Here is a 22,852-nt window from a genome sequence, read left to right as displayed (position 1 = left end):
CTTTCCCCCAAATGTCCAGCATGCAGCGTGCCGCCCCCCTCATCCTGCTTGCTTCCACGGCCCTTTTCTCAAGCCCCGCCCTCGCGCAGGACGGGCGCGAATGGGATCTCGCCAAAGCGCAGCAGATGCAGTCGCACGACATGAGCGTGCACCAGTCGATCGACCGCTGGCGGCAGCTTTCGGCCAGCAGCCAGCTCGATTTCGGCACTTATTCCGGCTTCCTGATGACCTTCCCGGGCTATCCGCTGGAAGAGCGCATTCGCGGTTATGCCGAACAGGCGCTGCAGCGCTATCCGGCCGACGCCAATGCCACCGCCGCCTTCTTCACGCGGTTCCCGCCGCTCTCGAACGAGGCCGCCGGGCGCTATGCGGTGGCGCTGGCGACGCTGCAGCGCCCCGATGCCGCGCAGAAGGCGCTGGCGGCATGGCGCGGCGGCAGCCTTTCGCCCGATGACGAGGCGCGGCTGCTGTCGCTCTACGGCGCCCGGTTCTCGGCTGCCGATCACGACGCCCGCATGGACGAGCTGCTGTGGCAGGGCCAGACCGCGCAGGCCGAGCGGCAGATTTCCTTCGTCTCCCCCGCCAATCGAGCGCTGTTCATGGAGCGGCTGTCGATCCTGCAGGGCGCGGCGCCGGGCTCCATGGGGCTGACGCTGACGCCGCAGATGAACGCGGACCCGGGCTATGTCTATGCCCGTGCGGTGCAGGCGCGAAAGTCGGGCAACCTGCCCGCCGAGATCGCCCTGCTGGCGAACCGCCCGCCGCTGTCGAAGCCGGTGCCGGAACCGGAAAAGTGGGTGCGCGAACTGCTCACCGCCGCGCGCGGGGCCGGGGCCGATGCCGCCGTGCGCATCGCCGGTTCGATCGACGATGCCTTCGCGCCGGGGACGGACATCTCGAAGCTCTCCTACCGCCTGCGCGACGATTACACGACGCTGGTCTGGCTGGGCGGCACCAAGGCGCTGTGGTCGCTGGGCGATGCCCGCCGCGCGGCGCCGCTGTTCTATCGCTACGGCGCCGCGGCGCAGACGCCCGGCACGCGCTCCAAGGGCTTCTACTGGGCCGGACGCGCGCTGGCGCAGGCGGGCGACAGCGCCGGGGCCAGCCGCTATTTCGAGATGGCGGCCGCCTATCCGCAGTACTTCTACGGCCAGCTCTCGCTCGAACGGCTGGGCCGTCCGCTGCCCGACATGGACAGCAAGCCGCGCGCCATGCCCACGCCCGCCGAACGCAGCGCCTTCATGGCAAAGCCGATCACCCGGGCCGTGCGCGACGTCGCCCGCGATGCCGACTGGCGCACCGGGGTGCAGTTCTACAAGGAGATCTCCGACCAGGCGCAGAGCGAGGCGGACCACGTGCTGGTCGCGGACCTCGCGCGCGAGATCGGCCGGCGTGACCTCGCGGTGATCCTCGGCCAGAGCGCCCATGCCGATGGCTACGGCGATTTCGGCAAGATCGCCTATCCGCTGATCCCGACGCCGCCGGGCGCGGACTGGACGATGGTCCATGCCCTGACCCGGCAGGAAAGCCAGTTCGCGCAGAACGCGCTCAGCCATGCCGGGGCGCGCGGGCTGATGCAGCTGATGCCGGCCACCGCGCGCGAGCAGGCCGGCAAGCTCGGCCTCTCCTACGACAGTGCCCGTCTCGTCAGCGACGCGAGCTACAACATCCAGCTCGGCGATGCCTACTTCGCGCGGATGCGCAATTACTTCGGCGGCTCCTACCCGCTGGCGATCGGTGCCTACAATGCAGGCGCGGGCAATGTGAACAAGCGGCTCGCCGCCAATGGCGATCCGCGCATGGGCTCGGTCGACTGGGTGACGTGGATCGAGCAGATCCCGATCTACGAGACCAAGAACTACATCCAGCGCGTGCTCGAGAACGCGGTCGTCTATCAGGCGATTTACCCGGACAAATCGGGTGTGCAGAGCAGCCGTCCGCTCAGCCGGATGATGGGCAAGAATACGCCGGGCTAGAGCATTTTCCAATCAGGTGGAATCACCTGATGACTCGGAAAATGCGACAAACAAAAACTTAGCCCGGCGTCGGTTCAGGGTTGTTCTGGTACGCCTAGGGGCCGTTCAACCCGCTTTCAGTCGGTAGAGCGCGGAGGCGTGCGGGCGCAGGTTTACGCGCACCCGGCCCTCGCTCACTCCAAGGTCCGCGCCCTGCCACAGATCGCGCACCGTCGCGCGGCTGAGGCCGAGTTCGCGCAAGGGCACGGCAACCTCCAGCGGCGCCTCGCCGGTGTTGAACAGCGCCAGATAGCGGTCCTCGCTGCCCTCTGCCCGCGCCGACCAGACGCGGGTGTTGTCGGCCAGGAAATGCGGGCGATTGGCGGTGCTGTGCTGGTTCACCGCCAGGACCTCGCGGTTGGTGAGCAGCGCCAGGGTCGCATCGTCGATGCCGCGCAGATCCCCGCCCATGATCAGCGGCGAGCGGGCGATGGACCACAATGACATCAGCGTCTGCTGCTCGTCCGGGGTGAAGCGGCTGGCGCGGTCGCCAAGGGCAATGCGGCCCAACGGCAGCATGTCGGCATCGGGCCAGGAGCCGGGTCCGGCAAACGGCGACCAGTTCTCCAAGCGTGTGAACTGGGCCAGGAGCTGCGGCCATTCGTCCCAGAAATCGTCGGAAATCCGCCACATCTGCGCATGCTTGCGCACGTCGGCCCCGCGCGGGACCGGGGTCTCGCCGGGCGAGAGGCTGAGCACGATCGGCCGGCCGCAGCGCGCAATGGCGCTGGCGGCCGCCTCGATTTCCGGAGCATGGGCATCGTAGGGACGGCTCATGTCGTCCATCTTCACGAAGTCCACGCCCCACGAGGCATAGAGGCGGAACAGGCTGTCGTAATAGGCCTGCGCGCCGGGCTTGCTCATGTCGACGCCGTACATGTCCGGGTTCCACGGGCAGATGCTGTTGGTGTCGGCAATGTCGCGCGCGCGGTAGGGCGTGCCCAGGATCGGCAGGTTCTGCTCCACCGCCAGCCGCGCGATGCCGCGCATCACGTGGATGCCGAACTTCATGCCCATCGCGTGGACCTTGGCCGCCAAGGGTGCAAAACCCTTGCCGCCCTTGGAGGAGGGAAAGCGGTTGGGCGCCGGGATCAGCCGCCCGTTGGCATCCAGCGCGGGCACCGGATGGGCGTTGTAGGTATAGCTCCTGGCCTCGGGCTCGTACCACTGGATGTCGACGGTGAAGACGTCGTAGCCGAAGGGCAGCAGCCTGTCGCGCATGATCGCCGCGGTTTCGAGCGCCTGCGCCTCGGTGATGGTGCCGGCAAAGCTGTTCCACGAATTCCAGCCCATCGGCGGACGCGGCGCCAGTGCGGCTCCTGGCGCGGTCGGAAGCGCACCCGAAGCTTCAGCGGCGACGGCGCGAGCCGCCATCCCGGCAAGCGGCGCTGCGGCGGCAGCAATGAGCGCGGAGCGGCGTGAAAGTTCCATGATGTCCTCGATCCGTGATGGTCCAAATGGCCTTGCATTCTTTTTGTCGGACTAATTCCTGCAGTGCAAGACCGTGGAGAAGCGCCCCTGCCCCTTGGCCGCACCGAACGCGCCCGATAAAGCTCTGGCGATGAAACCCGCAGGTCCTCCGATCACGCCCGCCGGAATGGCGAAATTGCGCGCCCGCTACGACCATCTGCTTGGCAAGGAGCGGCCGGAGATCGTCGAGATCGTCTCGTGGGCGGCCGGCAATGGCGATCGCTCCGAAAACGGCGACTATCTCTACGGCCGCAAACGGATGCGCGAGATCGACCGCGAACTCGCCTTCCTCGCCCGCCGCATGAAGGCCCTGCGCGTGGTCGATCCACGCGAACAGACCGAACGCGGCAAGGTGTTTTTCGGCGCCACCGTCACGATCGCGGACGAGGACGACACCCACAAGACCGTCACCATCGTCGGCGATGACGAGCAGGATGCGGCAAAGGGCCTGATCGGCTGGAGCGCCCCCATGACCCGGGCGCTGCGCGGCGCCGCGGTGGGGGACTTGCGCATGGTGCGCCTGCCGTCCGGCGAGAAGGAATGGGAAGTGATGGAGATCACCTACCCGGCTGGCTGAGAGTGTGTCTGCAAAATGCCTGCAAGGCATTTTGATGCGGCATCAGCCCATTCCCCCACCCGGACCACCCGCGCAATCAGGAAACCGGCGAGATTGCCGAGGGCGTGATCGACATGCAGGACCGGCCCAGTAAAAAGGGCGACTACGGCCACGGCTATTGCAAGCATGGCAAGAAAGTCGGCGAAGGCCTGCGCGAGGTCGCGTGAACCGCTTGACCCGGGCCCGGCCGCGCGGCCAGAACCGGTGCATGGGGGTTCGTCCGTTACTGATCGCGCTTTGCAGCGCTTCGCTCCTGCTTGCCGGCGGCCAGCACCCCTCGGCGGCGATGTCGGCCGGTGCCGCCGCGGCGCCCGCTTCCAGCCACCTGCGGGATTACGTGAGCGACATGGCCCATGTCCTGCCACCGGCGAGCAAGGCGCGTCTTGCCAAGAGCCTGAAGGCGTTCGAACACCGAACCCGTCACCAGATGGTCGTCGTCACGACCCCGTCGCTCGGCGGCAAGGACATCGCCGCCTATGCCCGCGCATGGGGCAATCGCCGGGGCATCGGCCGCAAGGGCATCAACGACGGCGTGGTCGTGCTGGTCGCGCCCAACGAACGCAAGGTGCGCATCGCCGTGGGCGACGGGCTGACCGCACAGCTTCCCGACGAACGCTGCCAGGCCATCATCGACCGGGACATGCTGCCCAGCTTCAGGGCCGGGGATTTTGGCGCAGGGCTTGAAAGAGGTGTCGCCGCCCTTTCCCGCCAGGTGCACTGACCGCTTCGCATGCCTTCAAAACCATGCCATGAGCGCGCCTCGATGAAACGCCTATCCGGTCGCCCGTTCCGCCTCATCACCCTGCTTGCCGCCTGCATCGCCGCCAGCGCTGTCGGCTCGGCCCCCGTGCGCGCACGCGAGAGCCTGGGGCTCTACGCCACATGGGGCGCGTTCCGCGATCCGCTGGTGCCGCGCTGCTATGCCATCGCCATGGCCGAGCCCAGCCAGGCCGCGCGTGAATACCAGCCGTTTGCCGCCATCGGCACCTGGCCGCGCCGGGGGGCGCGCGGGCAGTTGCACGTACGCCTCTCGCGCCGGATCATGCAGCCCTCGACCGTCACGCTCAATGTCGGCGGGCAGCGCTGGCCGCTCATCGCCGGCGGCGGCGATGCATGGCCCCGCAACGAGGGCGACAACGCCGCGATCGTCGCGGCCATGCGCTCCGCCCCGCGCATGACCGTCACCGCCACCGACCTGAAGGGCAACCGCTTCGTCAACGCCTGGCCGCTGGCAGGCGCGGCTTCGGCGATGGACGCCGCCCTGATCGGCTGCGCGAAGGCGCAATAGCCAGAAAAGGGCGGCAGCCGGAGCCACCGCCTTTCCCGGCATCAGCCAACGATCAGAAGCGCACGCCGACGCCGGCCATGACCTGGTGACGGTCAAGGTCGAGGTTGAAACGCTGGCTGTCGGGAATGTCGCCGGTATAGTCGATCTCGCCCTTGCCGTAGTTCGAGTAGCGGTATTCCAGCTTCACGAAAGTGTTGTGGCTGATCGCCTGCTCGACACCGGCGCCGATCCGCCAGCCGTCGGCATCGATGTCACGCTTGGTATCGACGGTGCCGACCGCATTGCGCACGTCGAACTTGGCGTTGGTATAGCCGCCCTTGACGTAGACCATCGTCTTGGGCGCGACGACATACCCGAGGCGCGCGCCGACATAGACGTCGCGGTTGGCCTTGACGTTGCCGATGCCGAAACCTTCGAAATCGCCGTTGTCGAACTTGGTCTTGGCGGTCGACCAGGTCACTTCCGCCTCGGGACCGAAGACGAAGTTGTTCATGCGGAAATCGTAGCCCGCGCCGACGCCGTAGGACAGGCCGTCGATCGACTGGTCGTTGTCGATGCTGGAATCGTCGTCGATGCTGCTACCGGCGCGGGTCACATCGTAACCGGCCAGCGCCTCGACGTGGAACTGTTCGAACGGCTGCACGGGGGCGACATCCTGCGCCATCGCCGGAACCGAAATCATCGCTGCGCCCGAGGTAAGGCAGAGAAGAGCCTTCTTCATGTTGTCACTCCAGTCCTTGTTCTTGAGCAGGTCTCGCCTGCCTGGACTGGTCAAATGCCTGTCGGGCGGGGCCGGTTTCCTGAACATAACACAACGAAATCATTGATGTTTTTCAGCAACACTGGTGCGATGGACGGAGCCTGTGGCGGGTCGGCCGGGCGGAACCGGCCGGGCGCCATGCGCGTTCGCGCGACCGCCCCGCCGCGCCCCTGCCGCCAATCGTGTTGCGCTGTATCTTCCGCTTTCGCGCAAATTGCCCTATATGGCGCGGCAATCATGACAGACACCATTTCCAGCTCCGCCGGGGCCGGCCCCATGCCGATCCCCGGGCACATCGATCCCGTTCCGGTGCCGCGCCCCGGCATCGTCGAAGGCGTGACCCCGCGCGAGGACGGCCGCGTCGACCTCATGGGCCTGCCCAGGAAGCGCATTGCCGACCTGTTCGAAAGCGCCGGGCTGGACCTCAAGGCCGCCAAGCTGCGCGCCAAGCAGGTCTACCACTGGATCTACCACCGCGGCGTGACCGAGTTCGAGGCGATGACCGATATCGCCAAGACCATGCGCCCCTGGCTGGCCGAGCGTTTCGTGATCGGCCGCCCCGAAATCGTCGAGGCACAGCACTCCAGCGACGGCACCCGCAAGTGGCTGCTGCGCACCGCCGACGCCCACGATTTCGAGATGGTGTTCATCCCCGACGCCGATCGCGGCACCCTCTGCGTCTCCTCGCAGGTCGGCTGCACGCTCAATTGCCGCTTCTGCCACACCGGCACCATGCGCCTCGTGCGCAACCTGACCGTCGGCGAGATCGTCGGCCAGGTCATGCTGGCGCGTGACGCGCTGGGCGAATGGCCCAAGGGCCGCATGGACTTCGCTTTCGGCGACGGCGTTGACGGTGCGGAATCCGGGGGCGCCGAGATCGACGACGAGGACGGCGGTTACTCGTCGGACGGACGCCTGCTCACCAACATCGTGATGATGGGCATGGGCGAGCCGCTCTACAATTTCGACAACGTGCGTGACGCGCTGAAGCTGGTCATGGACGGGGACGGCCTCGCCCTGTCGAAGCGCCGCATCACCCTCTCGACCTCGGGCGTGATCCCGCAGATGGCCCGCTGCGGCGAGGAAATCGGCGTGAACCTGGCCGTCTCGCTCCACGCGGTGACCAAGGACGTGCGCGACGAGATCGTGCCGATCAACAAGAAGTACGGCATCGAGGACCTGCTGCAGGCCTGTGCCGACTATCCGGGCGCCTCGAACGCGCGCCGGATCACCTTCGAATACGTGATGCTCAAGGACAAGAACGACAGCGACGAGGACGCGCGCGAACTGGTGCGCCTGCTCAAGCAGTTCAACCTGCCCGCCAAGGTCAACCTGATCCCGTTCAACCCCTGGCCCGGCGCGCAGTACGAATGCTCGACGCCGGAGCGGATCAAGGCGTTCTCGGACATCGTGTTCAAGGGCGGCATCTCGGCCCCGGTGCGCACCCCGCGCGGGCGCGACATCGATGCCGCCTGCGGCCAGCTCAAGACCGCCGCCGAAAAGAAGAGCCGCGCCGAACTGGAACGGCTCTACGCCGAGAAGGAAGTGGCGCTCGGCTGAGAGCCTGCCGGTCTCCGGGCTCTCTCGGTTCCTCGCTTGGGGCCGCAACGGAAATACGCGATTGGCGTAAGTTCGATGCGGCCCTAGACCGGATGCGACATCCGGAGAGAACCGCAATGACCGAAACCCTGACCCAAGGCAGCGAAGCCCTGCGCGGCATGATCCATCTGCCCGGCGGCACCTTCACCATGGGGTCGGAGCGTTTCTACCCCGAAGAGGCACCGCTGCGGCGCGTGTCGGTCGATGCCTTCTGGATCGACGAAACGCCTGTCACCAACCGTCAGTTCGCCCGTTTCGTGGAGGCGACCGGCCATGTCACCGTCGCCGAGATCGCGCCCGATCCCAGGGACTACCCGGGCATGCTCCCGGAAATGGCCCAGCCCGGATCGCTGGTGTTCCACAAGACCTGCGGACCGGTGGACACCGCCAATCCCGCCAACTGGTGGCGCTTCGATTTCGGCACGTCCTGGCGTCATCCCCATGGCCCCGGCAGCGATCTCGACACGCTGGACCTCTGGGACCATCCCGTCGTCCAGGTCAGCCACGCCGATGCCGAGGCCTATGCCGGGTGGGCAGGCAAGGACCTGCCGACCGAGGCGGAATGGGAATTCGCGGCGCGCGGCGGGCTGGACGGCGCCGAATTTGCCTGGGGCGACGAACTGGCGCCCGAAGGGCAGATGCTCGCCAATTACTGGCAGGGCCTGTTCCCTTTCGCCAACCAGTGCCTCGACGGCTGGGAACGCACCTCCCCGGTGCGCAGCTTTCCCGCCAACGGCTACGGCCTCTACGACATGATCGGCAACACCTGGGAATGGACGCGCGACTGGTGGTCGGAGCGTCCCGAGGTCAAGAAAGGCGGCTCGTGCTGCGCGCTCAGCAATCCGCGCGGCGGCAAGCTGAAGGACAGCTTCGACCCCGCGCAGCCGCAGGTGCGCATCGGCCGCAAGGTGCTGAAGGGCGGTTCGCACCTCTGCGCCGCGAACTACTGCCAGCGCTACCGCCCGGCTGCCCGCCATCCCGAGATGATCGACACCGCCACCAGCCACATCGGCTTTCGCTGCGTGGTGCGCGCACAGGCGTGAAGTCCGTTGGAACATTCGCCACCGGCGAATTTCACGGCACCGGATCTCACGCTGCGCCGATGCCCTGAAGCTTGCGGTGCAGGGTGTGATGATCGAACGGCTTGATGACGTATTCGTCGGCGCCCGCCTCGATGCCCTTGCGGATATCGCCATTGTCCGAATTGGTGGTGCAGAACACCACCTTGGGCTGGCAGGCCGCCTGCATGCCGCGAAGGGCGGTCACGAATTCAAGGCCGCCCATGAGCGGCATGTTCCAGTCCAGCAGGATCAGGTCGGGCATGGCCTGCACACACTTGGCCAGTGCTTCCTCGCCGTTCTCGGCCTCGGTCACGCTGTAGCCCAGCGCCTCCAGGATGCGGCGCGAGACCTTGCGGATCACCCGCGAATCGTCGACGATCAGCCCGCGCCGCACGCCAGGTGCCCGTGGTGCTTCGGTAGCGGCAGGTGCCTCGAGCGCAGGCGCCGATTCAACTGCACGCGGGGCCGACCCCTGGGAGCGCTTGATCAGACCTTCCAGCATGACATTGACTCCCCTGCTCATGCGTTCTCGTTGGCCTGCAGGATCCGGGCGACCTTCTTGGCGGTCTCGATCACTTCCTGCTTGTCCTCGGCCAGTACCGGCGGGTGCGGAAGCGATTCGGGCACGATTTCCGAAGGCGTCATCCGCACGTGAATGAACGGCACCCAGATCTCGCCGAACTCGGCTTTCTGGTACCACAAGTCGACGACATCGTAGGAAACCCAGAATCCATCGGGATCCTGCAGCCGCACGCCCTCGCCGATGCGGGGCACGGCGGCGAACCGGACGGTCTCCTGCGTCTGGCGTGTCTCGTTCTGGACTTCGATCTCGATCAACGAACGGTCTCCTTCGCTTGTCCGGCAAGCTAGGGGGAAATCCTTGCTGAAAAGGAAATTTTACCAATCTCTCGCGCCGTCCCGGCCGGACCGCACCGGTTCGCCGCCCCGGCCCGCGTTTCCGGGCTCGAACGAATGCACTGGCCCTATACGCTTGGTTAATTTCTTCCGCCGCATAAGCCCCAAGTATGGTGCCGAGGGGCACGCCGAAGGGCACGCCAAGGGGCACTGGGGGCAATATGGACGAACTGCTCGAAGACTTCGTCGCCGAAACCCGCGAAATGCTGGAAGCGCTGGGCGGCGAACTGATTTCCTGGGAAGAGAATCCGGGCGACCGCGCGCGCCTCGATTCGATCTTCCGCTTCGTCCACACCGTGAAGGGCAATTGCGGCTTCGTCGACCTGCCCCGCCTCGGCGCGCTGAGCCATGCGGCCGAGGACGCGCTGTCGGATGTGCGCGCCGGTCGGCGCGGCGCCGATGCCGCCCTCGTCAGCGCGGTGCTCGCCGTGGTCGACCGCATCGGCGACATGGTGGACGCCATCGAGGCGGGCGAGATCTTCCCCGACGGCGGTGACGAGGCACTGACCGCCGCGCTGCAACCCGCGGTCGCCCCCGTCACCGCGCTCGCGCCGACGGCTCCCGCTACGCAGAACACCCCCCGCACCGCCCAGCCCCAGCGCACGATCCGCATCCCGGTCGAACTGCTCGACAAGGTGATGAGCGGCGTCTCCGACATGGTGCTGGCGCGCAACGAACTCGCCCGCCGCCTGCGCGAAGGCGTGGTCGAACCGCAAGTCCACGAACCGTTCGAGCGCCTCTCCGCAATCATCGCCGAGGTGCGCGACGCGATGACCCGCACCCGCATGCAGCGGATCGAGAGCCTGTTTTCCGGCCTGCCGCGCATGGTCCGCGATCTTACCGGCGAACTCGGCAAGCTGGCCCATGTCGAGATTGCCGGCCACGAGGTCGAACTCGACCGCGAGATGGTCGAGATCATCCGCGACCCGCTCACCCATATCGTGCGCAATGCCATCGACCACGGCCTCGAAAGCGCCGCCACCCGCCGCGCCATCGGCAAGAGCGAAGTCGGACGGCTTTCGGTCTCCGCCCGCCAGACCGGCAACAAGATCCTGATCGACGTGGTCGACGACGGCCGCGGCATCGACGAGGCCCGCCTTGTCGAAAAGGCCGTCGCCGCCGGTATCGTCAGCCCGGCCGAAGCCGCACAGCTCTCACGCGCGCAGGCTTACGAACTGATGTTCGAGGCCGGGCTTTCCACCGCCGAAACCGTCACCGCCATTTCCGGGCGCGGCGTCGGCATGGACGTGGTGCGCGCCAACATCGAACGCATCGGCGGCTCCATCGAGATCGATTCGACGCCCGGCACGGGCACCCGCGTCACCATGCGCGTGCCGCTGACGCTGACGATCATTCCCGCCGTCACCGTCGGCATCGGCGGCCAGCGCTTCGCGATCCCGCGCAGTTCGGTAGAAGAGATCGTCCACCTGGCCGAAGGCACGCTGGAGATCGACGAAGTGGGCGGCGCCATGCTGGCCCGCATCCGCGACCGCCGCCTGCCCTGCCTTGCCGCTACGAAGGTGCTGCGGCTCTCGGACAAGGCTGCCGACGCCTCGCGCCCGGTCATCGTCCTGCGCCATGCCGGCGGCGGCTACTTCGCGCTGATCGTCGACGAAGTGTTCGGTCACGAGGAACTGGTCATCAAGCCCGCCGCGCCCGCGATCATCGCCACCGGCCTCTATGCCGGCACGACACTGACCGACGACGGCCATCCGATCCTGCTGCTCGAAGTGAGCGGTCTTGCCCGCGTCGGCGGGCTGGCCGTCGATGCGCTCGAACGGCGCGCGCGGCTGCCCGATAGCGGACCTGCCCTGCCCCGCCGCACGATGCAGGTGCTGCTGTTCGACGCGCTCGACGGCACCCGCCGCGCGATGCCGGTGGGCGTGCTCGACCGGCTGGAGGAAGTCGCGCGCAGTGCCGTGACGATCGAGGGCAAACGCACGCTGGTGACCATCCGCGAGACTATCCTGCCCCTCGCCGGGCTCGCCTCGCTGGGCGAGGCCGGCGAGACCCTGCGGCTGCTGCGCCTTACCGATGGCCACCGCGAACTGGCCTATGCCGTCACCGAGGCACTGGACATCCGTGATGTCGATGCCGCCGTGATCGCTGCGGGCGGGGCCGAGGACGAAGACCCGATCGTGCTGATCGACGGTGTCGCGACCCGGATCGTCGCCCCCTACCAACTCTTCGCCCGCCATTCAGGCAGCCCGCCGCGCGCGGTGCAGCCGGTCTGCCGCCTGCCCGCTGGCGATGCCTGGATCCAGAACTTCGTGCGCCCGATGGTCGAGGCCGCGGGTTACCGCGTGATCGCCGACGATGCGCCGGAGGAAGCCGATCTTGCCATCCTTGCCGGTAATGAGGCGGCCTCCCCGGCCCGCGAGGTCATTCGCCTGCGCACCGAGCCGGACGAGACCGACTGCACCGGCAGCGAGGCCAGCATCTACCGCTACGACCAGGCCGCCCTGATGGGCGCGCTGCGCCGCCATGCCGGGAGGGGCTGACCATGAAGGAACTGCTTGTCGTCGTCACTCTCGCCGGTCGCCGCGCGGCGCTGCGTTCGCGTGACGTGCAGTCGGTCATCACGCTGGAACTGCTGACGCCGGTGCCCTGTGCGCCGCCGCACATCGCCGGGCTCTCGGGCCTGCGCAGCCGGGTGCTGACGGTGATCGACGCTCGCCGCGCGCTGGGTCTTGGCGACAGCGCCCGGATCGAGGCCGGCGCGCCCGCTGCGGTGATCGTGCACGAAGGCCATTCCTACGCGCTGCTCGTGGACGAAGTGGAAGACGTGACCGAGGCCTGGAGCACACCCGAACCGGTGCGCGCGCGGATGGACGGCAACTGGGCGGCAATGTCGCACGGTCTGGTCGAGACGGCGTTGGGGCCGCTGCTGGTGGCCGACGTCGCCGCGCTGATCGCCGGCGGTCCGGCTGACAATTCCGCCGGCGCAGAGGCCGCTTAAGTTCTTGGTTACGTAAAACACCTAGGGTCTCAAGTCCGGGACAAGGAAACCAGCCATGAAAACCTGCCTCATCGTCGACGACTCGCGGATGATCCGCAAGTTCTCGCGCCAGTCGATGGAGGCGCTCGGCTTTACCGTCAGCGAGGCCTGCGACGGACAGGAAGCCATGGTCCGCTGCGAAAGCCAGATGCCCGACGTGATCCTGCTCGACTGGAACATGCCGGTGATGAGCGGGATCGAGTTCCTGCGCCTGCTGCGCCGGACCGGCCATGCCAACCAGCCCAAGGTGGTGTTCTGCACCACCGAAAGCGACACCGCGCATATCGAGGCCGCCATCGCGGCCGGGGCCGACGAATACGTGATGAAGCCGTTCGACCACGAAACGCTGCACATGAAACTGCAACTGGTCGGCGTCGCCTGAGCCCTGCCGCGATGCCCGCCACGTCCCTGCGCTGCCGCGTGGTTCGCCCCAGCCTTCTCCCCCCGGTACGCCTGCTGATCGTCGACGATTCGCTGGTCGCGCGCACCGCCCTCACCCGCATGATCGGCGGCGCCGACGGGCTGGAAGTCGTGGCCGCCGCCAATGGCGCCGAGGCTGCGCTGGAGGTGCTTGCCGCCAACCGCGTCGACGTGATCCTGCTCGATCTCGACATGCCCGGCATCGGCGGCCTCGAAGCCCTGCCCCGGATCATCGCGCGTGCCCGCGGCGCGCGTATCCTGGTGGTCTCCTCGCTCACCCTCGACGGCGGCGAACATGCCCTGGCCGCGCTCGCGCTTGGCGCGACGGACACCCTGCCCAAGCCCGCCGCGCGCGGCTTCCACGGCGACTACCGCGACATGCTGATCGCCAAGGTCCGCGAATTGGGCCAACCCTCGCCCCGCGCCAGCGAGGCCCCGCGCCCGATCGTGGCAGCCCCGCCGCCCCGCGCCCCTGCCGCCAGCTTCAACCGCAAACCCGCCGAAGTCATCGCCATCGGCGCCTCCACCGGCGGTGTCCATGCGCTCGCCAGCCTGTTCGCGGCCATGCCGCGACAATCCCACGTGCCGGTGCTCATCACCCAGCACCTGCCCCCGGCGATCATCCCCTATTTTGCCCGGCAGATCCGCGCCGCTTCAGGCTGCGAAACGCTGCTCGCCGAAGACGACATGCCGCTGCGCCCCGGCTGCGTGCTGATCGCTCCGGGCGACGCGCATATGGCCTTGCGCCGCGAGGACGACAGGCTGCTTGTCCGCCTCGACCGCACGCCGGCGCCCAGCGGCTGCCTGCCCTCGCTCGACACGATGCTGGCCTCGCTCGCCGAGCACGCGGGCGACCGCACGCTCGGCATCGTGCTGTCCGGCATGGGCCGCGACGGCGTGCTCGGCGCCGCGCGGCTGGTTGCGGCAGGCGGCACCATCCTCGCGCAGGACGAGGCCAGCTCTGCCGTCTGGGGCATGCCGCGCGCCGTCGCCGAGGCCGGTCTCGCCAGCGCCGTGCTGCCGCCCGAACAACTCGCCCAGCGGGTGGTCGCCGCGACGGGAATGCTCCCATGCAAGTGAGCCTCGCATCCGAACGGCTGCTCGCCGAACTGCTCAAGGCGCGCACCGGACAGGAACTGCCCGACAACCGCCGCTGGCGCATCGGCTCCGCCCTTTCCGCCCTCTGCCGCGAATATGGCATCAAGAGCGTGGACCAGCTGGTCGCCACTTTCTCGCCCTCGCGCCAGACCACGCTTGCGCGCCAGATGGTCGAGGCGCTGCTCAACAACGAGACCTACTTCTTCCGGGACCGCGCCTTCTTCGAAACGCTGGACCAGCGGATCCTGCCCGCCCTCGCACAGGCCCGCGCCGAGACCCGCACGCTGACGATCTGGTCGGTCGGCTGCTCGACCGGGCAGGAGCCGCTGACGCTGGCGATGCTGCTGGCCAGCCAGGAAGCGCGCTGGGCAGGCTGGACGATCTCGATCCTGGGCACCGATGTGTCCGGCTCGGTGATCGAGGTTGCGCGCAAGGGCTGCTACACCCCGTTCCAGGTCCAGCGCGGCCTGGCCATGGGCGAGATGATCGCCTGGTTCGAGGAGACCGCGCAAGGCTGGCGCGTGCGCGAGCGGCTGCGCCGGATGATCCGCTTCGAGGAGCACAACCTGCTCGATCCGCTGCCGCCGCTGCCCGGCGGCCAGATGCAGACCTTCGACATCGTGCTGTGCCGCAATGTCCTGCTCTACTTCGATGCGGAAACGCGCGAGCGCGCCTTTGCCCGCATCGCCTCGGTGCTCGCCCCCGATGGCTGGCTGATGCTGGGCGCGGGCGAGACGACGCATGGCCTGACTGACCGGCTCGCCCCCGAACGCGGCGCGCCGGGCTTCTTCCGCCACGCCCGGGGCCTGCGCCGCACGCGCGCCGCTTAAGTCTTATTTAAGCGTAACTGCCTAGGCATTTGCCCCATGGGTTCGCCAAGGTCCGGCAACATTCGCAAAGGACCGCGGCGCTTCAGGGGAAAAGCTGCAATGAGCGAAGAAGCTCCTGCTTCGAAGCGCGACTGGTTCTGGCGCCGGTCGATCGTCACCAAGATCCGCATCATCATCTGCATCTTCCTGGCCATGTCGGTGGTCATTGCAGGTCTCGCCTGCGCGGCGCTGACCAAAGTGCAGGACGATGCCGCGCTGACCGCGAAGCTGCACGATTCCGCCCTCGCCGCCGCCGATGCCTGGAGCGACATCGCCCAGGCCATGCAGCAGCTCGACGCCGTCCATGCGGCAGGCGACAACACCCTGCGCGCCAATGCCACGAAGGCGCTGGTAAAATCCGCCAGCGACAAGCTGGCCCGGGCCCGCGTCGCGCTGGACAATGCCGATCCGGGCATCGACCTGCTGTTCGACCGGCTCACCCCCGCCCTGAACGAATTCAACGGCCAGCTTGCCGCCGCCGGCCCCGCCGCCGATCCGGCGCTGGCGATGAACACGATCTCGGGCCAGGTCGCGCAGATCAAGGACGTGCTCGCCCAGCGCACCCAGGCGGTGGAGCAGAGCCGCGATCACTTCATCGGCTGGACCGAGGCGACGATGTTCGCCTTTGCCCTGCTCGCCGCGCTCAACGGCGTCTTTGCCCTCGTCACCACCCGCCGCAACATCACCGGCCCGCTCGCCGACATGGCCGACGCCATGGTCAAGCTGGCCGAGGGCGACCGCGAGATCGACGTGCCCGGCACCGATCAGGTCAACGAGATCGGCGACATGGCCCGCTCGCTCGAAACCTTCCGGCGCGGCTACTTGCGCCTCGACAAGCTGCGCAAGGAAGCTGCCCTCACCGCCGAGGCCGAGATCGCCCGCCAGGAAGACCTGCGCCGCGAACGCGAGATGGCGCGCGACCAGCGCAAGCGCATCGTGCTCGACCTCGCCGAGAAGTTCGAACAGAGCGTGGGCGAGATCGTCACCGGCGTCGCTTCCGCCTCCAGCCAGTTGCAGACGACCGCCTCGTCGATGGCAAAGTCCGCCGAACACGCCGCCGCCACCACCAGCGAAGTCTCCACCGCGATGGGTGAGGCCTCCGCCGGCGTCACCGCCGCCGCTGCCGCCAGCGACGAGTTCGCCATGTCGATCCACGAGATCAGCCGTCAGGCCGCGACCTCCGCCGAACTGGCGCGGCAGGCCAGCGAGACCACTGCCAATGCCGATGCCACGATAGCCAAGCTGGCCGTCTCGGCCGAACAGGTCGGCCAGATCGTCAAGCTGATCCACTCGATCGCGCAGCGAACCAACCTGCTCGCACTCAATGCCTCGATCGAGGCGGCGCGCGGGGGCGAGGCCGGGCGCGGCTTTGCGGTCGTCGCCGCCGAGGTCAAGGAACTGGCCGCGCAGACCAGCAAGGCGACCGACGAAGTGGCCGCGCAGATCGGCGAGATCCAGGCCTCGACCACCGGCAGCGTCGCGGCGCTGCGCGCCATCGCCGAGGACGTCGCGCAGCTCGAGGCGACTTCGGTTTCCATCGCCGCCGCCGTCGACCAGCAATCGGTGGCCGGACAGGATCTGGCCCGCAGCATTGACCTTGCCGCACGCAGCACCGACGATGTCACGGGCCGCGTGGAGGACGTGCGCGAGACCTCGCTGGCGACCGGCGCGGCCGCCTCGCAAGTGCTCACCTCCTCCACCGAACTCCAGCTACAGGCCGCGATCCTGAAGAGTCAGGTCGAACGCTTCCTCGGATCGATCCGCAGCCCGGAAATGCCGCAGGAACGCATCTCGACCTATCCCGTCCAGCACGACTGGGAACGCGAGGTCGAAGCCGCCGAATAGGCAATGGGCCGGGCCTGCCCTACAGGCTTGCCCGGCGGCCTTTCGGGCGATAGCTCAGAGGCATGGATCGCAAATTTCGCCCCGCTCGCAGGGTTCTCGCTACCGGCACCATTCTCGCCGCGCTTACCGTTCCTTTCGCAGCTCAGGCCGCAACTCCGCAGGAGCTGGCGCGCTGGAAGGCAGAGGCCGCGCGCGTCACGATCACCCGCGATGACTGGGGCATCGCCCACGTCCACGGCAAGAGCGACGCCGATGCGGTGTTCGGCGCGATCTATGCCCAGGCGGAAGACGATTTTCCCCGCATCGAGGCCAATTACCTCACCGCGCTCGGCCGCACGGCGGAAGCCGAAGGTGAAAGCGCGATCTGGCAGGACTTGCGCCAGCGCCTCTTCGTCGACCCCGAGGACCTGAAGGCACAGTATCGCCAGAGCCCGCAATGGCTGCGCGCGCTGATGGACAGCTGGGCGGACGGGCTCAACTACTACCTCGCCACCCATGCCGCGGTGAAACCCAGGGTGCTCACCCGGTTCGAGCCGTGGATGGCGCTTTCCTTCACCGAAGGCAGCATCGGCGGCGACATCGAGCAGATCTCGCTGACCCAGCTCCAGGGCTTCTATGAGCATCGCCGCGTGCCCCGCACCGCGCTGGAAACCGGCGCGCTGGTGAAGGAGCCGAGCGGCTCCAACGGCATCGCCATCGCCCCGGCCAACACCGCCAACGGCCATGCGCTGCTGCTGATCAACCCGCACACCAGCTTCTATTTCCGCGCCGAACTGCAGATGACCAGCGATGCCGGGCTCAATGCCTATGGCGCCTCCACCTGGGGCCAGTTCTTCATCTATCAGGGTTTCAACCCGAAGATCGGCTGGATGCACACCTCCTCGACCGTCGACAACATCGACCAGTTCGCCGAGACCATCGAGAGCAAGGACGGCCGCACCGTCTACCGCTACGGCAAGGAACTGCGCCCGGTGGAAACCCGCGAGGTCACGCTCTCCTTCCGCCAGGCGGACGGCACCCTGGCCGCGCGCAGCTTCACCACCTATCGCACCCACCACGGCCCGATCGTGGCGGAGGCGGAGGGCAAGTGGATTGCCGAGGCGCTGATGTGGAAGCCGATCCCGGCGCTTCAGCAAAGCTGGCTGCGCACCAAGACCAGCGACCTTGCCTCCTACATGAAGGTCGCCGAGGCGCAGGCCAATTCCTCCAACGACACCCTGCTGGCCGACGCCAAGGGCGAGATCGCCTACCTGCACCCGCAGTTCGTTCCCCTGCGCGACAATCGCTTCGACTATCGCGAGCCGGTCGACGGCGCCGATCCGGCCACCGACTGGAAGGGCCTGCACGCCGTCAAGACCCTGCCCAACGTGCTCGATCCCAAGGTCGGCTGGGTCCACAACACCAATGACTGGCCCTGGGACGCAGCCGGGCCGGACAGCCCCAAGGCGGCTGATTTTCCCCGCTACATGGATCAGGTCGGTCCCAACTATCGCGGCGTCCACGCCGACGAAGTGCTGACCGGCAAGCACGACTTCACGCCCCAGCGCCTGATCGCCGCCGCCTATGACAGCCACCTGCCCGCCTTCGCGGTGCTGCTGCCGCAGCTTGCTGCCGATTACGACGCCCTTCCCGCCAGCGATCCGCTCAAAGCCGCCCTTGCCGCGCCGATCACCCTGCTGCGGGCATGGGATTGCCGCTGGAGCGCCCAGTCGAAGGAGACCACGCTGGCGGTGTTCTGGGGCGATACGCTGGGCGGCAAGTTCAACGCCGATGCGAAGAAAGCCCGGCTCAACCTGCCCGACTACATCGCCCGCCGCACCACCCCCGAACAGCGCCTTGCCGCACTGTCCGAAGCGGCGGCGCGGCTGACGCGGGACTTCGGCGGCTGGCAAGTGGCCTGGGGCGAGGTCAATCGCTTCCAGCGCCTCGACGCCGCCATCAAACCTCATTTCGACGATGCGCAGGCGTCAATCCCGGTGCCGTTCACCTCGGCAATCTGGGGCTCGCTCGCCTCGTTCGGGGCCAAGCCCTATCCGAACACGAAGAAGTATTACGGCACCAGCGGCAACAGCTTTGTCGCCGTAGTCGAATTCGGTCCCAAGGTGCGCGCCTGGGCCGTGAGTGCAGGCGGCGAGAGCGGCGATCCGGCCTCGCCGCATTTCCGCGATCAGGCCCAGCGCTATGCAGACGGCGCGCTGCGGCCGGTCTACTTCTATCCCGAGGATCTCAGCGGACACGTGACCCGGGCCTACACGCCGGGCGAATGAGCCAATGCAAAAAGGCCCGCGGATCCTTGCGATCCGCGGGCCTTCTCTTTTACCCGAACACTGGCTCGGCGCCCGTCAGGCCACGTAGGCCAGCCGGGTCGGGCCACGCATCTCGCCGGTATCGAAACGCGCCGCCTGATCGTTGAGCGAACCCGCCTCGGTCGTCAGGTTGCGGGCGGCGGCGGAGGTTTCCTCCACCATCGCCGCGTTCTGCTGGGTCGATTGGTCCATGGTCGAGACCGCCACGCTGATCTGGCTGATCGCGGTGGACTGCGCCTGGTTGTCCTCGGCCATCTGGCCGAGCAGCTTGTGCACTTCGCCGACACCGCCCGAGATATGCTCGAAGGCACCATCGACGCGCTGCACCGCATCGACCGCAGTGACGATGTCGGTCTGCGTCACGGTAAGCTGGTCACGCGCACGCTTGGCCTCTTCCTCGGCCCGCATCGCGAGCGCCGAGACAAGATCGGCCACCACCGCGAAGCCGCGACCGGCATCCCCGGCGCGGCCCGCCTCGACCGCGGCATTCATGGCGAGAACACGGGTCTGGAAGGCGATCTTGTCGACCCCCTCGATCACCTGGTCGATGCCCTTGGCGCTCCGGCTGACACGGTCCATCGCTGCGACGGCCTCCCCGGCGACGGAACGGCCGCTGGTAACGGTCGCAAGGGCTTCGTCGGCGCGGCTGACGGTCTGCGCCGAAGCCGTGGCCGAGGCCTTGAGGCGCTGGTCGATCTGCACCAGCGCGGCCGAGGTCTCTTCCAGGCTGGCGGCATTGGCTTCGGTACGGCGCGCCAGGTCTTCGGAGGCCTGCGCGATTTCCATCGAGCCCGAACGGATGCCCCCGGCGCTGAGCGCGACGGCGCCGATCATCCGGCGCAGTTCGCCGAGCGCGGCGTTGAAGTTGGCCTTGAGCGCGGCATAACCGGCCGGGAACGCCGCCGTGATCTCGGCAGTCAGATCGCCCCGCGTCAGTGCGTCGAGCCCGGCGCCGATGGCGGTGGTGACGATCTTCTGCTCTTCGGCAGCGCGGTGGTCGGCCTCGGCGCGGTCGGCGGCAGCCTGGCGGAACACGTCGGCAGCACGCGCCATCGTGCCGATCTCGTCCTGACGGTCGAGTTCGGGGATCGCGCAGTTCTCACCGCCGGCAAGGCGGTCGACCGCATCGCTCAGCCTCGCCATCGGACGGCCGATGATGCCGCCGGCGGCAAAGAACAGACTGGCAAGCACGGCGGCCACGATGACCAGGCCGCCCAGCACCAGTTGCCAGGCGATCGTGCGCGCCGGAGCGGCCACGGTCGCCTCGGGAACGTCGAGCACCAGCGCCCAGGTGGTGTTGAGGTTGTCGAGATGGATCGGACGAACCACGCGGCGGGTCGGCACGCCGGCAACGTCGAGGTTCGGCAGGACCCGGGTCTCACCCGATGCCAGCGCCGCCTTCACTTCGTCGAGCCCCGCGCCTTCATAGGCCTTGCCCAGCAAGGCGGCATCAGGGTTCGACACCCACATCGCCGAGGACGACAGCAGCATGACCCGGCCCGTGCCGAATGGCTTCAGCGCGCCGAGACGCTCCGCGATCGAGCCCAGTTCCATGTCGACACCGGCAACGCCGATCACCTTGTCGCCCGAGCGCACCGGCTGGGTGATCGAGGTCATCAGCACCTGCTTGCCGTCGAGTTCATAAGCATAAGGATCGACGATGGCGCCCTTGCCGCTGTCGAAGGCGGCCTTGAAGTAGGGCTTTTCGTATGCCCCCTCCTCGTTGTTGGGCTGCTGGGTGAGAACGCCGTTGCTCTTCACCCAATAAGGAGTGAAGTTGCCGTTCGGCGACGAGCCGGGACGTCCGCCCTTGCCCGCGTCGGGACCGTCCCACTGATCGGGCACGATCATCACCCAGCTACCCAGAGCGGCCTTGGATTCGAGCAGGTCGGTCTTGAGAACCGCCAGCGCAGTGCCGCGATCGCGCGCGCCGGAAGCGTGCATCTTGCCGAGCGCCGAGGCCTCCGCCCGCGCGGTTGCCTCGAACGTGGCGATATCGGCCTTGACCTGATTGCCCTCGGCATCGGCCTGGGCGATCGCGGCATCGTCGGAAAGCTTGCCGACGGCGGTGCCGGTCTCGAACACGACGGCGGAGAAGCCGAGCACCAGCAGGACAGCGATCGCCAGGCCGGCGACCGTCATCAGCTTGCCCGCTATGTGCAGGCGGTTGAACAGGTCAGTCATCATGAAGCTCCAGCGGAAACGGGATCAGAATGCGGCGCTGAGGGACAGCAGCGCGGCGCCGTCGGCCTGCGCGCCGCGGCTGAGGTCGGTATCGATATAGGACAGGCCGAAAGTCAGCTTGCCGAGCGCGACGTCGGCGCCCAGTTGCCAGTCATAGTAGCCGCCGGACTTGGGGCTGATCGCGCCCTTGCTGCGGCCGCCATGGGCCTTGAAAGTGATCGGCGTGCCGGGAACCGGGACCGCCGTCTCGCCGTAAAGATAGAGATGATCGCCGCCGAGCGCGGCCTGGTCCCAGCTGTAGCCGCTGCCCAGCGTGGCGCGCAGCAGGCCAAAGTCATGAGTCAGCTTGGCGGTGGTCTCGAAGTACTCGATCTTCCCGCTGCCTTCCCCGCCAGGATAGCTGTAGTAGGCCAGCGCAACGTCAAGGCTGGTCCGCTTGGCGACGGAACCGGCCCAGCCGCCGTAGAAGTCGACCTCGGTCGGGCCGTAGCGGTCACCCATGCCGAGCGACGACGACCAGGTACCCAGGTAGGCCCCGCTCTTGTGCGAAAGGTTGATGGTGCCTTGCACGGCGGGATCCTTGCCGGTCAGCGATATGCCGCGAAAGCGGTAGTCACTGATCAGCGTGATACCGCCGGAAACGGTGATGGCCGGTACTTCCTCCTGGGCCTGCGCTTGAGATGGGGCGATTGCGGAAAATAGCATGGCAATCGGGGCGAACCCCGAAAGAACGGCAAGACGCATGAAAGTCCTCTTCCCGGGACGTTGACAGACCTTGCCATTATAGGATGGCTTCCCCCTCCCCGCGCCGAAGGCGGCGGAAACAGCCGCGGCAGCCGCTGCGAATGTGCGCACTACTTGTCCGCGCCGCCGATAGCCCGGGCCGATGTAGCCGCCAGCAAACGCGAAAAGTGCGGCGGACACGAATGTCCGCCGCACCCTTCGGGCCAACCGGGGTTACTGGATGGGCCCGGACAGGGAGCCGAAGCTCCCGTCTCGCGGTCAGGGGAGAACGAAGATCCAGCCGCCCAGCAGGCCGGTCGAAGCCGACGAGCCGCCCGAAGCGCCAGCCGTGTTGCCATTTTGCGAACCGGCAAAGCCCAGCGAGGTCGAGCTGCCCTGCTGACCGGTGGTCGAGGTCTGGTTGCTGGCGCTGCCGGTGTTGTTGCCGTTGATCACGGCAACACCCGAGCCGTTCGAATTGGCACCGGCAGTGGACTGCTGCGTGGTGGTGCCGAACAGCAGCGATCCGCTGCTGCCCACGCTCGATGCGCTGGCACCGCTGGTGGACGAGGAGGTGGCGCCGCCAACGGCGATACCAGCCTGGGCCGCCATGGCCGGGGAAACGAGAGCCATGCTGGCGACGACCGAAACAAGAGCCTTCTTCATCATGATCCTTCTCCATTCT

Annotated in this window: 20 protein-coding genes; 13 read left to right on the top strand and 7 right to left on the bottom strand. The window is 67.6% G+C overall.

Annotation, left to right across the window (positions count from 1 at the left end):
* Nucleotides 1–11: 11 nt before the first annotated feature.
* Nucleotides 12–1,976 carry a lytic transglycosylase domain-containing protein gene (locus DM450_RS03820; RefSeq protein ID WP_142632670.1) on the top strand — a complete coding sequence of 655 codons (1,965 nt, stop codon included), beginning with the start codon at nucleotides 12–14 and terminating at the stop codon, nucleotides 1,974–1,976.
* A gap of 105 nt (nucleotides 1,977–2,081) precedes the next feature.
* Here DM450_RS03820 and DM450_RS03815 read toward each other — a convergent pair whose 3' ends face one another.
* Nucleotides 2,082–3,446: a glycoside hydrolase family 27 protein gene (locus DM450_RS03815; RefSeq protein ID WP_142632669.1), complete on the bottom strand. Its 1,365-nt coding sequence runs from the start codon at nucleotides 3,444–3,446 to the stop codon at nucleotides 2,082–2,084.
* Between the two features lie 130 nt (nucleotides 3,447–3,576).
* Between DM450_RS03815 and greB the strand changes: the two genes are divergently transcribed.
* From greB to DM450_RS03800, 3 genes are all read left to right on the top strand, one after another.
* The gene (greB, locus tag DM450_RS03810; RefSeq protein ID WP_142632668.1) at nucleotides 3,577–4,062 is read left to right on the top strand and encodes a transcription elongation factor GreB; all 486 of its coding nucleotides are present in this window, start codon (nucleotides 3,577–3,579) and stop codon (nucleotides 4,060–4,062) included.
* A 247-nt stretch (nucleotides 4,063–4,309) separates the two neighbouring features.
* Nucleotides 4,310–4,822 carry a TPM domain-containing protein gene (locus tag DM450_RS03805; protein ID WP_142632667.1) on the top strand — a complete coding sequence of 171 codons (513 nt, stop codon included), beginning with the start codon at nucleotides 4,310–4,312 and terminating at the stop codon, nucleotides 4,820–4,822.
* Nucleotides 4,823–4,864: 42 nt separating this feature from the next.
* The gene (locus DM450_RS03800; RefSeq protein ID WP_242526209.1) at nucleotides 4,865–5,389 is read left to right on the top strand and encodes a hypothetical protein; all 525 of its coding nucleotides are present in this window, start codon (nucleotides 4,865–4,867) and stop codon (nucleotides 5,387–5,389) included.
* 52 nt (nucleotides 5,390–5,441) lie between these two features.
* On the opposite strand, the gene DM450_RS03795 is transcribed toward DM450_RS03800, so the two are convergent.
* Nucleotides 5,442–6,110: an outer membrane protein gene (locus DM450_RS03795; RefSeq protein WP_142632666.1), complete on the bottom strand. Its 669-nt coding sequence runs from the start codon at nucleotides 6,108–6,110 to the stop codon at nucleotides 5,442–5,444.
* A 276-nt stretch (nucleotides 6,111–6,386) separates the two neighbouring features.
* Here DM450_RS03795 and rlmN point away from each other — a divergent pair, with 276 nt between their 5' ends.
* Nucleotides 6,387–7,709, top strand: a complete 1,323-nt coding sequence (gene rlmN / locus DM450_RS03790; protein ID WP_185928700.1) for a 23S rRNA (adenine(2503)-C(2))-methyltransferase RlmN — start codon at nucleotides 6,387–6,389, stop codon at nucleotides 7,707–7,709.
* 158 nt (nucleotides 7,710–7,867) lie between these two features.
* Complete coding sequence (locus DM450_RS03785) at nucleotides 7,868–8,791, top strand: formylglycine-generating enzyme family protein (protein WP_142637460.1); 924 nt, start codon at nucleotides 7,868–7,870, stop codon at nucleotides 8,789–8,791.
* 46 nt (nucleotides 8,792–8,837) lie between these two features.
* Here DM450_RS03785 and DM450_RS03780 read toward each other — a convergent pair whose 3' ends face one another.
* Entirely contained in the window at nucleotides 8,838–9,203 is a 366-nt protein-coding gene (locus DM450_RS03780) for a response regulator (protein WP_142637458.1), read from the bottom strand.
* Between the two features lie 125 nt (nucleotides 9,204–9,328).
* Complete coding sequence (locus DM450_RS26135) at nucleotides 9,329–9,646, bottom strand: hypothetical protein (protein WP_242526210.1); 318 nt, start codon at nucleotides 9,644–9,646, stop codon at nucleotides 9,329–9,331.
* Nucleotides 9,647–9,885: 239 nt separating this feature from the next.
* Here DM450_RS26135 and DM450_RS03770 point away from each other — a divergent pair, with 239 nt between their 5' ends.
* The 7 genes from DM450_RS03770 to DM450_RS03740 all read left to right on the top strand — a co-directional run bounded on the left by DM450_RS03770 (nucleotide 9,886) and on the right by DM450_RS03740 (nucleotide 19,221).
* Nucleotides 9,886–12,225, top strand: a complete 2,340-nt coding sequence (locus DM450_RS03770; RefSeq protein WP_142632665.1) for a chemotaxis protein CheA — start codon at nucleotides 9,886–9,888, stop codon at nucleotides 12,223–12,225.
* Nucleotides 12,226–12,227: 2 nt separating this feature from the next.
* Nucleotides 12,228–12,683 (top strand): chemotaxis protein CheW, encoded by a 456-nt coding sequence (locus DM450_RS03765; protein WP_142632664.1) that lies wholly within the window; start codon nucleotides 12,228–12,230, stop codon nucleotides 12,681–12,683.
* A gap of 55 nt (nucleotides 12,684–12,738) precedes the next feature.
* Nucleotides 12,739–13,104 (top strand): response regulator, encoded by a 366-nt coding sequence (locus tag DM450_RS03760; RefSeq protein ID WP_142632663.1) that lies wholly within the window; start codon nucleotides 12,739–12,741, stop codon nucleotides 13,102–13,104.
* 11 nt (nucleotides 13,105–13,115) lie between these two features.
* The gene (gene cheB / locus DM450_RS03755; protein ID WP_142632662.1) at nucleotides 13,116–14,222 is read left to right on the top strand and encodes a chemotaxis-specific protein-glutamate methyltransferase CheB; all 1,107 of its coding nucleotides are present in this window, start codon (nucleotides 13,116–13,118) and stop codon (nucleotides 14,220–14,222) included.
* Nucleotides 14,213–15,070 (top strand): CheR family methyltransferase, encoded by an 858-nt coding sequence (locus DM450_RS03750; RefSeq protein WP_142632661.1) that lies wholly within the window; start codon nucleotides 14,213–14,215, stop codon nucleotides 15,068–15,070. Before cheB ends, DM450_RS03750 begins: the two co-directional genes overlap by 10 nt.
* 99 nt (nucleotides 15,071–15,169) lie before the next feature.
* Entirely contained in the window at nucleotides 15,170–16,954 is a 1,785-nt protein-coding gene (locus DM450_RS03745; RefSeq protein ID WP_260610152.1) for a methyl-accepting chemotaxis protein, read from the top strand.
* Nucleotides 16,955–17,016: 62 nt separating this feature from the next.
* Nucleotides 17,017–19,221 carry a penicillin acylase family protein gene (locus DM450_RS03740; RefSeq protein ID WP_142632660.1) on the top strand — a complete coding sequence of 735 codons (2,205 nt, stop codon included), beginning with the start codon at nucleotides 17,017–17,019 and terminating at the stop codon, nucleotides 19,219–19,221.
* A 75-nt stretch (nucleotides 19,222–19,296) separates the two neighbouring features.
* Here the strand turns inward: DM450_RS03740 and DM450_RS03735 are convergent, their stop codons facing one another.
* From DM450_RS03735 to DM450_RS03725, 3 genes are all read right to left on the bottom strand, one after another.
* On the bottom strand, nucleotides 19,297–21,444 hold the full coding sequence (locus DM450_RS03735; RefSeq protein WP_142632659.1) for a methyl-accepting chemotaxis protein: 2,148 nt from the start codon (nucleotides 21,442–21,444) through the stop codon (nucleotides 19,297–19,299).
* A gap of 24 nt (nucleotides 21,445–21,468) precedes the next feature.
* Entirely contained in the window at nucleotides 21,469–22,188 is a 720-nt protein-coding gene (locus DM450_RS03730; RefSeq protein WP_142632658.1) for a TorF family putative porin, read from the bottom strand.
* Between the two features lie 258 nt (nucleotides 22,189–22,446).
* A complete protein-coding gene (locus DM450_RS03725; protein ID WP_142632657.1) occupies nucleotides 22,447–22,836 on the bottom strand; it encodes a hypothetical protein in 390 nt (129 codons plus the stop codon).
* Between the last annotated feature and the right edge of the window lie 16 nt (nucleotides 22,837–22,852).

Source organism: Sphingomonas sp. IC081 (genome assembly GCF_006874585.1).
Taxonomy (GTDB): Bacteria; Pseudomonadota; Alphaproteobacteria; order Sphingomonadales; family Sphingomonadaceae; genus Novosphingobium.
The sequence above is the reverse complement of the archived record's forward strand: the minus strand, read 5'-3'. Positions and strand labels throughout refer to the sequence as shown.

What these genes read in the sequence shown, in the direction of transcription:
- DM450_RS03820 (WP_142632670.1), top strand. Translation starts at nt 12, where the DNA reads ATGTCCAGCATGCAGCGTGCCGCCCCCCTCATCCTGCTTGCTTCCACG.
- DM450_RS03815 (WP_142632669.1), bottom strand. Translation starts at nt 3,446, where the DNA reads ATGGAACTTTCACGCCGCTCCGCGCTCATTGCTGCCGCCGCAGCGCCG.
- greB (WP_142632668.1), top strand. Translation starts at nt 3,577, where the DNA reads ATGAAACCCGCAGGTCCTCCGATCACGCCCGCCGGAATGGCGAAATTG.
- DM450_RS03805 (WP_142632667.1), top strand. Translation starts at nt 4,310, where the DNA reads ATGGGGGTTCGTCCGTTACTGATCGCGCTTTGCAGCGCTTCGCTCCTG.
- DM450_RS03800 (WP_242526209.1), top strand. Translation starts at nt 4,865, where the DNA reads ATGAAACGCCTATCCGGTCGCCCGTTCCGCCTCATCACCCTGCTTGCC.
- DM450_RS03795 (WP_142632666.1), bottom strand. Translation starts at nt 6,110, where the DNA reads ATGAAGAAGGCTCTTCTCTGCCTTACCTCGGGCGCAGCGATGATTTCG.
- rlmN (WP_185928700.1), top strand. Translation starts at nt 6,387, where the DNA reads ATGACAGACACCATTTCCAGCTCCGCCGGGGCCGGCCCCATGCCGATC.
- DM450_RS03785 (WP_142637460.1), top strand. Translation starts at nt 7,868, where the DNA reads ATGATCCATCTGCCCGGCGGCACCTTCACCATGGGGTCGGAGCGTTTC.
- DM450_RS03770 (WP_142632665.1), top strand. Translation starts at nt 9,886, where the DNA reads ATGGACGAACTGCTCGAAGACTTCGTCGCCGAAACCCGCGAAATGCTG.
- DM450_RS03765 (WP_142632664.1), top strand. Translation starts at nt 12,228, where the DNA reads ATGAAGGAACTGCTTGTCGTCGTCACTCTCGCCGGTCGCCGCGCGGCG.
- DM450_RS03760 (WP_142632663.1), top strand. Translation starts at nt 12,739, where the DNA reads ATGAAAACCTGCCTCATCGTCGACGACTCGCGGATGATCCGCAAGTTC.
- cheB (WP_142632662.1), top strand. Translation starts at nt 13,116, where the DNA reads ATGCCCGCCACGTCCCTGCGCTGCCGCGTGGTTCGCCCCAGCCTTCTC.
- DM450_RS03750 (WP_142632661.1), top strand. Translation starts at nt 14,213, where the DNA reads ATGCAAGTGAGCCTCGCATCCGAACGGCTGCTCGCCGAACTGCTCAAG.
- DM450_RS03745 (WP_260610152.1), top strand. Translation starts at nt 15,170, where the DNA reads ATGAGCGAAGAAGCTCCTGCTTCGAAGCGCGACTGGTTCTGGCGCCGG.
- DM450_RS03740 (WP_142632660.1), top strand. Translation starts at nt 17,017, where the DNA reads ATGGATCGCAAATTTCGCCCCGCTCGCAGGGTTCTCGCTACCGGCACC.
- DM450_RS03735 (WP_142632659.1), bottom strand. Translation starts at nt 21,444, where the DNA reads ATGACTGACCTGTTCAACCGCCTGCACATAGCGGGCAAGCTGATGACG.
- DM450_RS03730 (WP_142632658.1), bottom strand. Translation starts at nt 22,188, where the DNA reads ATGCGTCTTGCCGTTCTTTCGGGGTTCGCCCCGATTGCCATGCTATTT.
- DM450_RS03725 (WP_142632657.1), bottom strand. Translation starts at nt 22,836, where the DNA reads ATGATGAAGAAGGCTCTTGTTTCGGTCGTCGCCAGCATGGCTCTCGTT.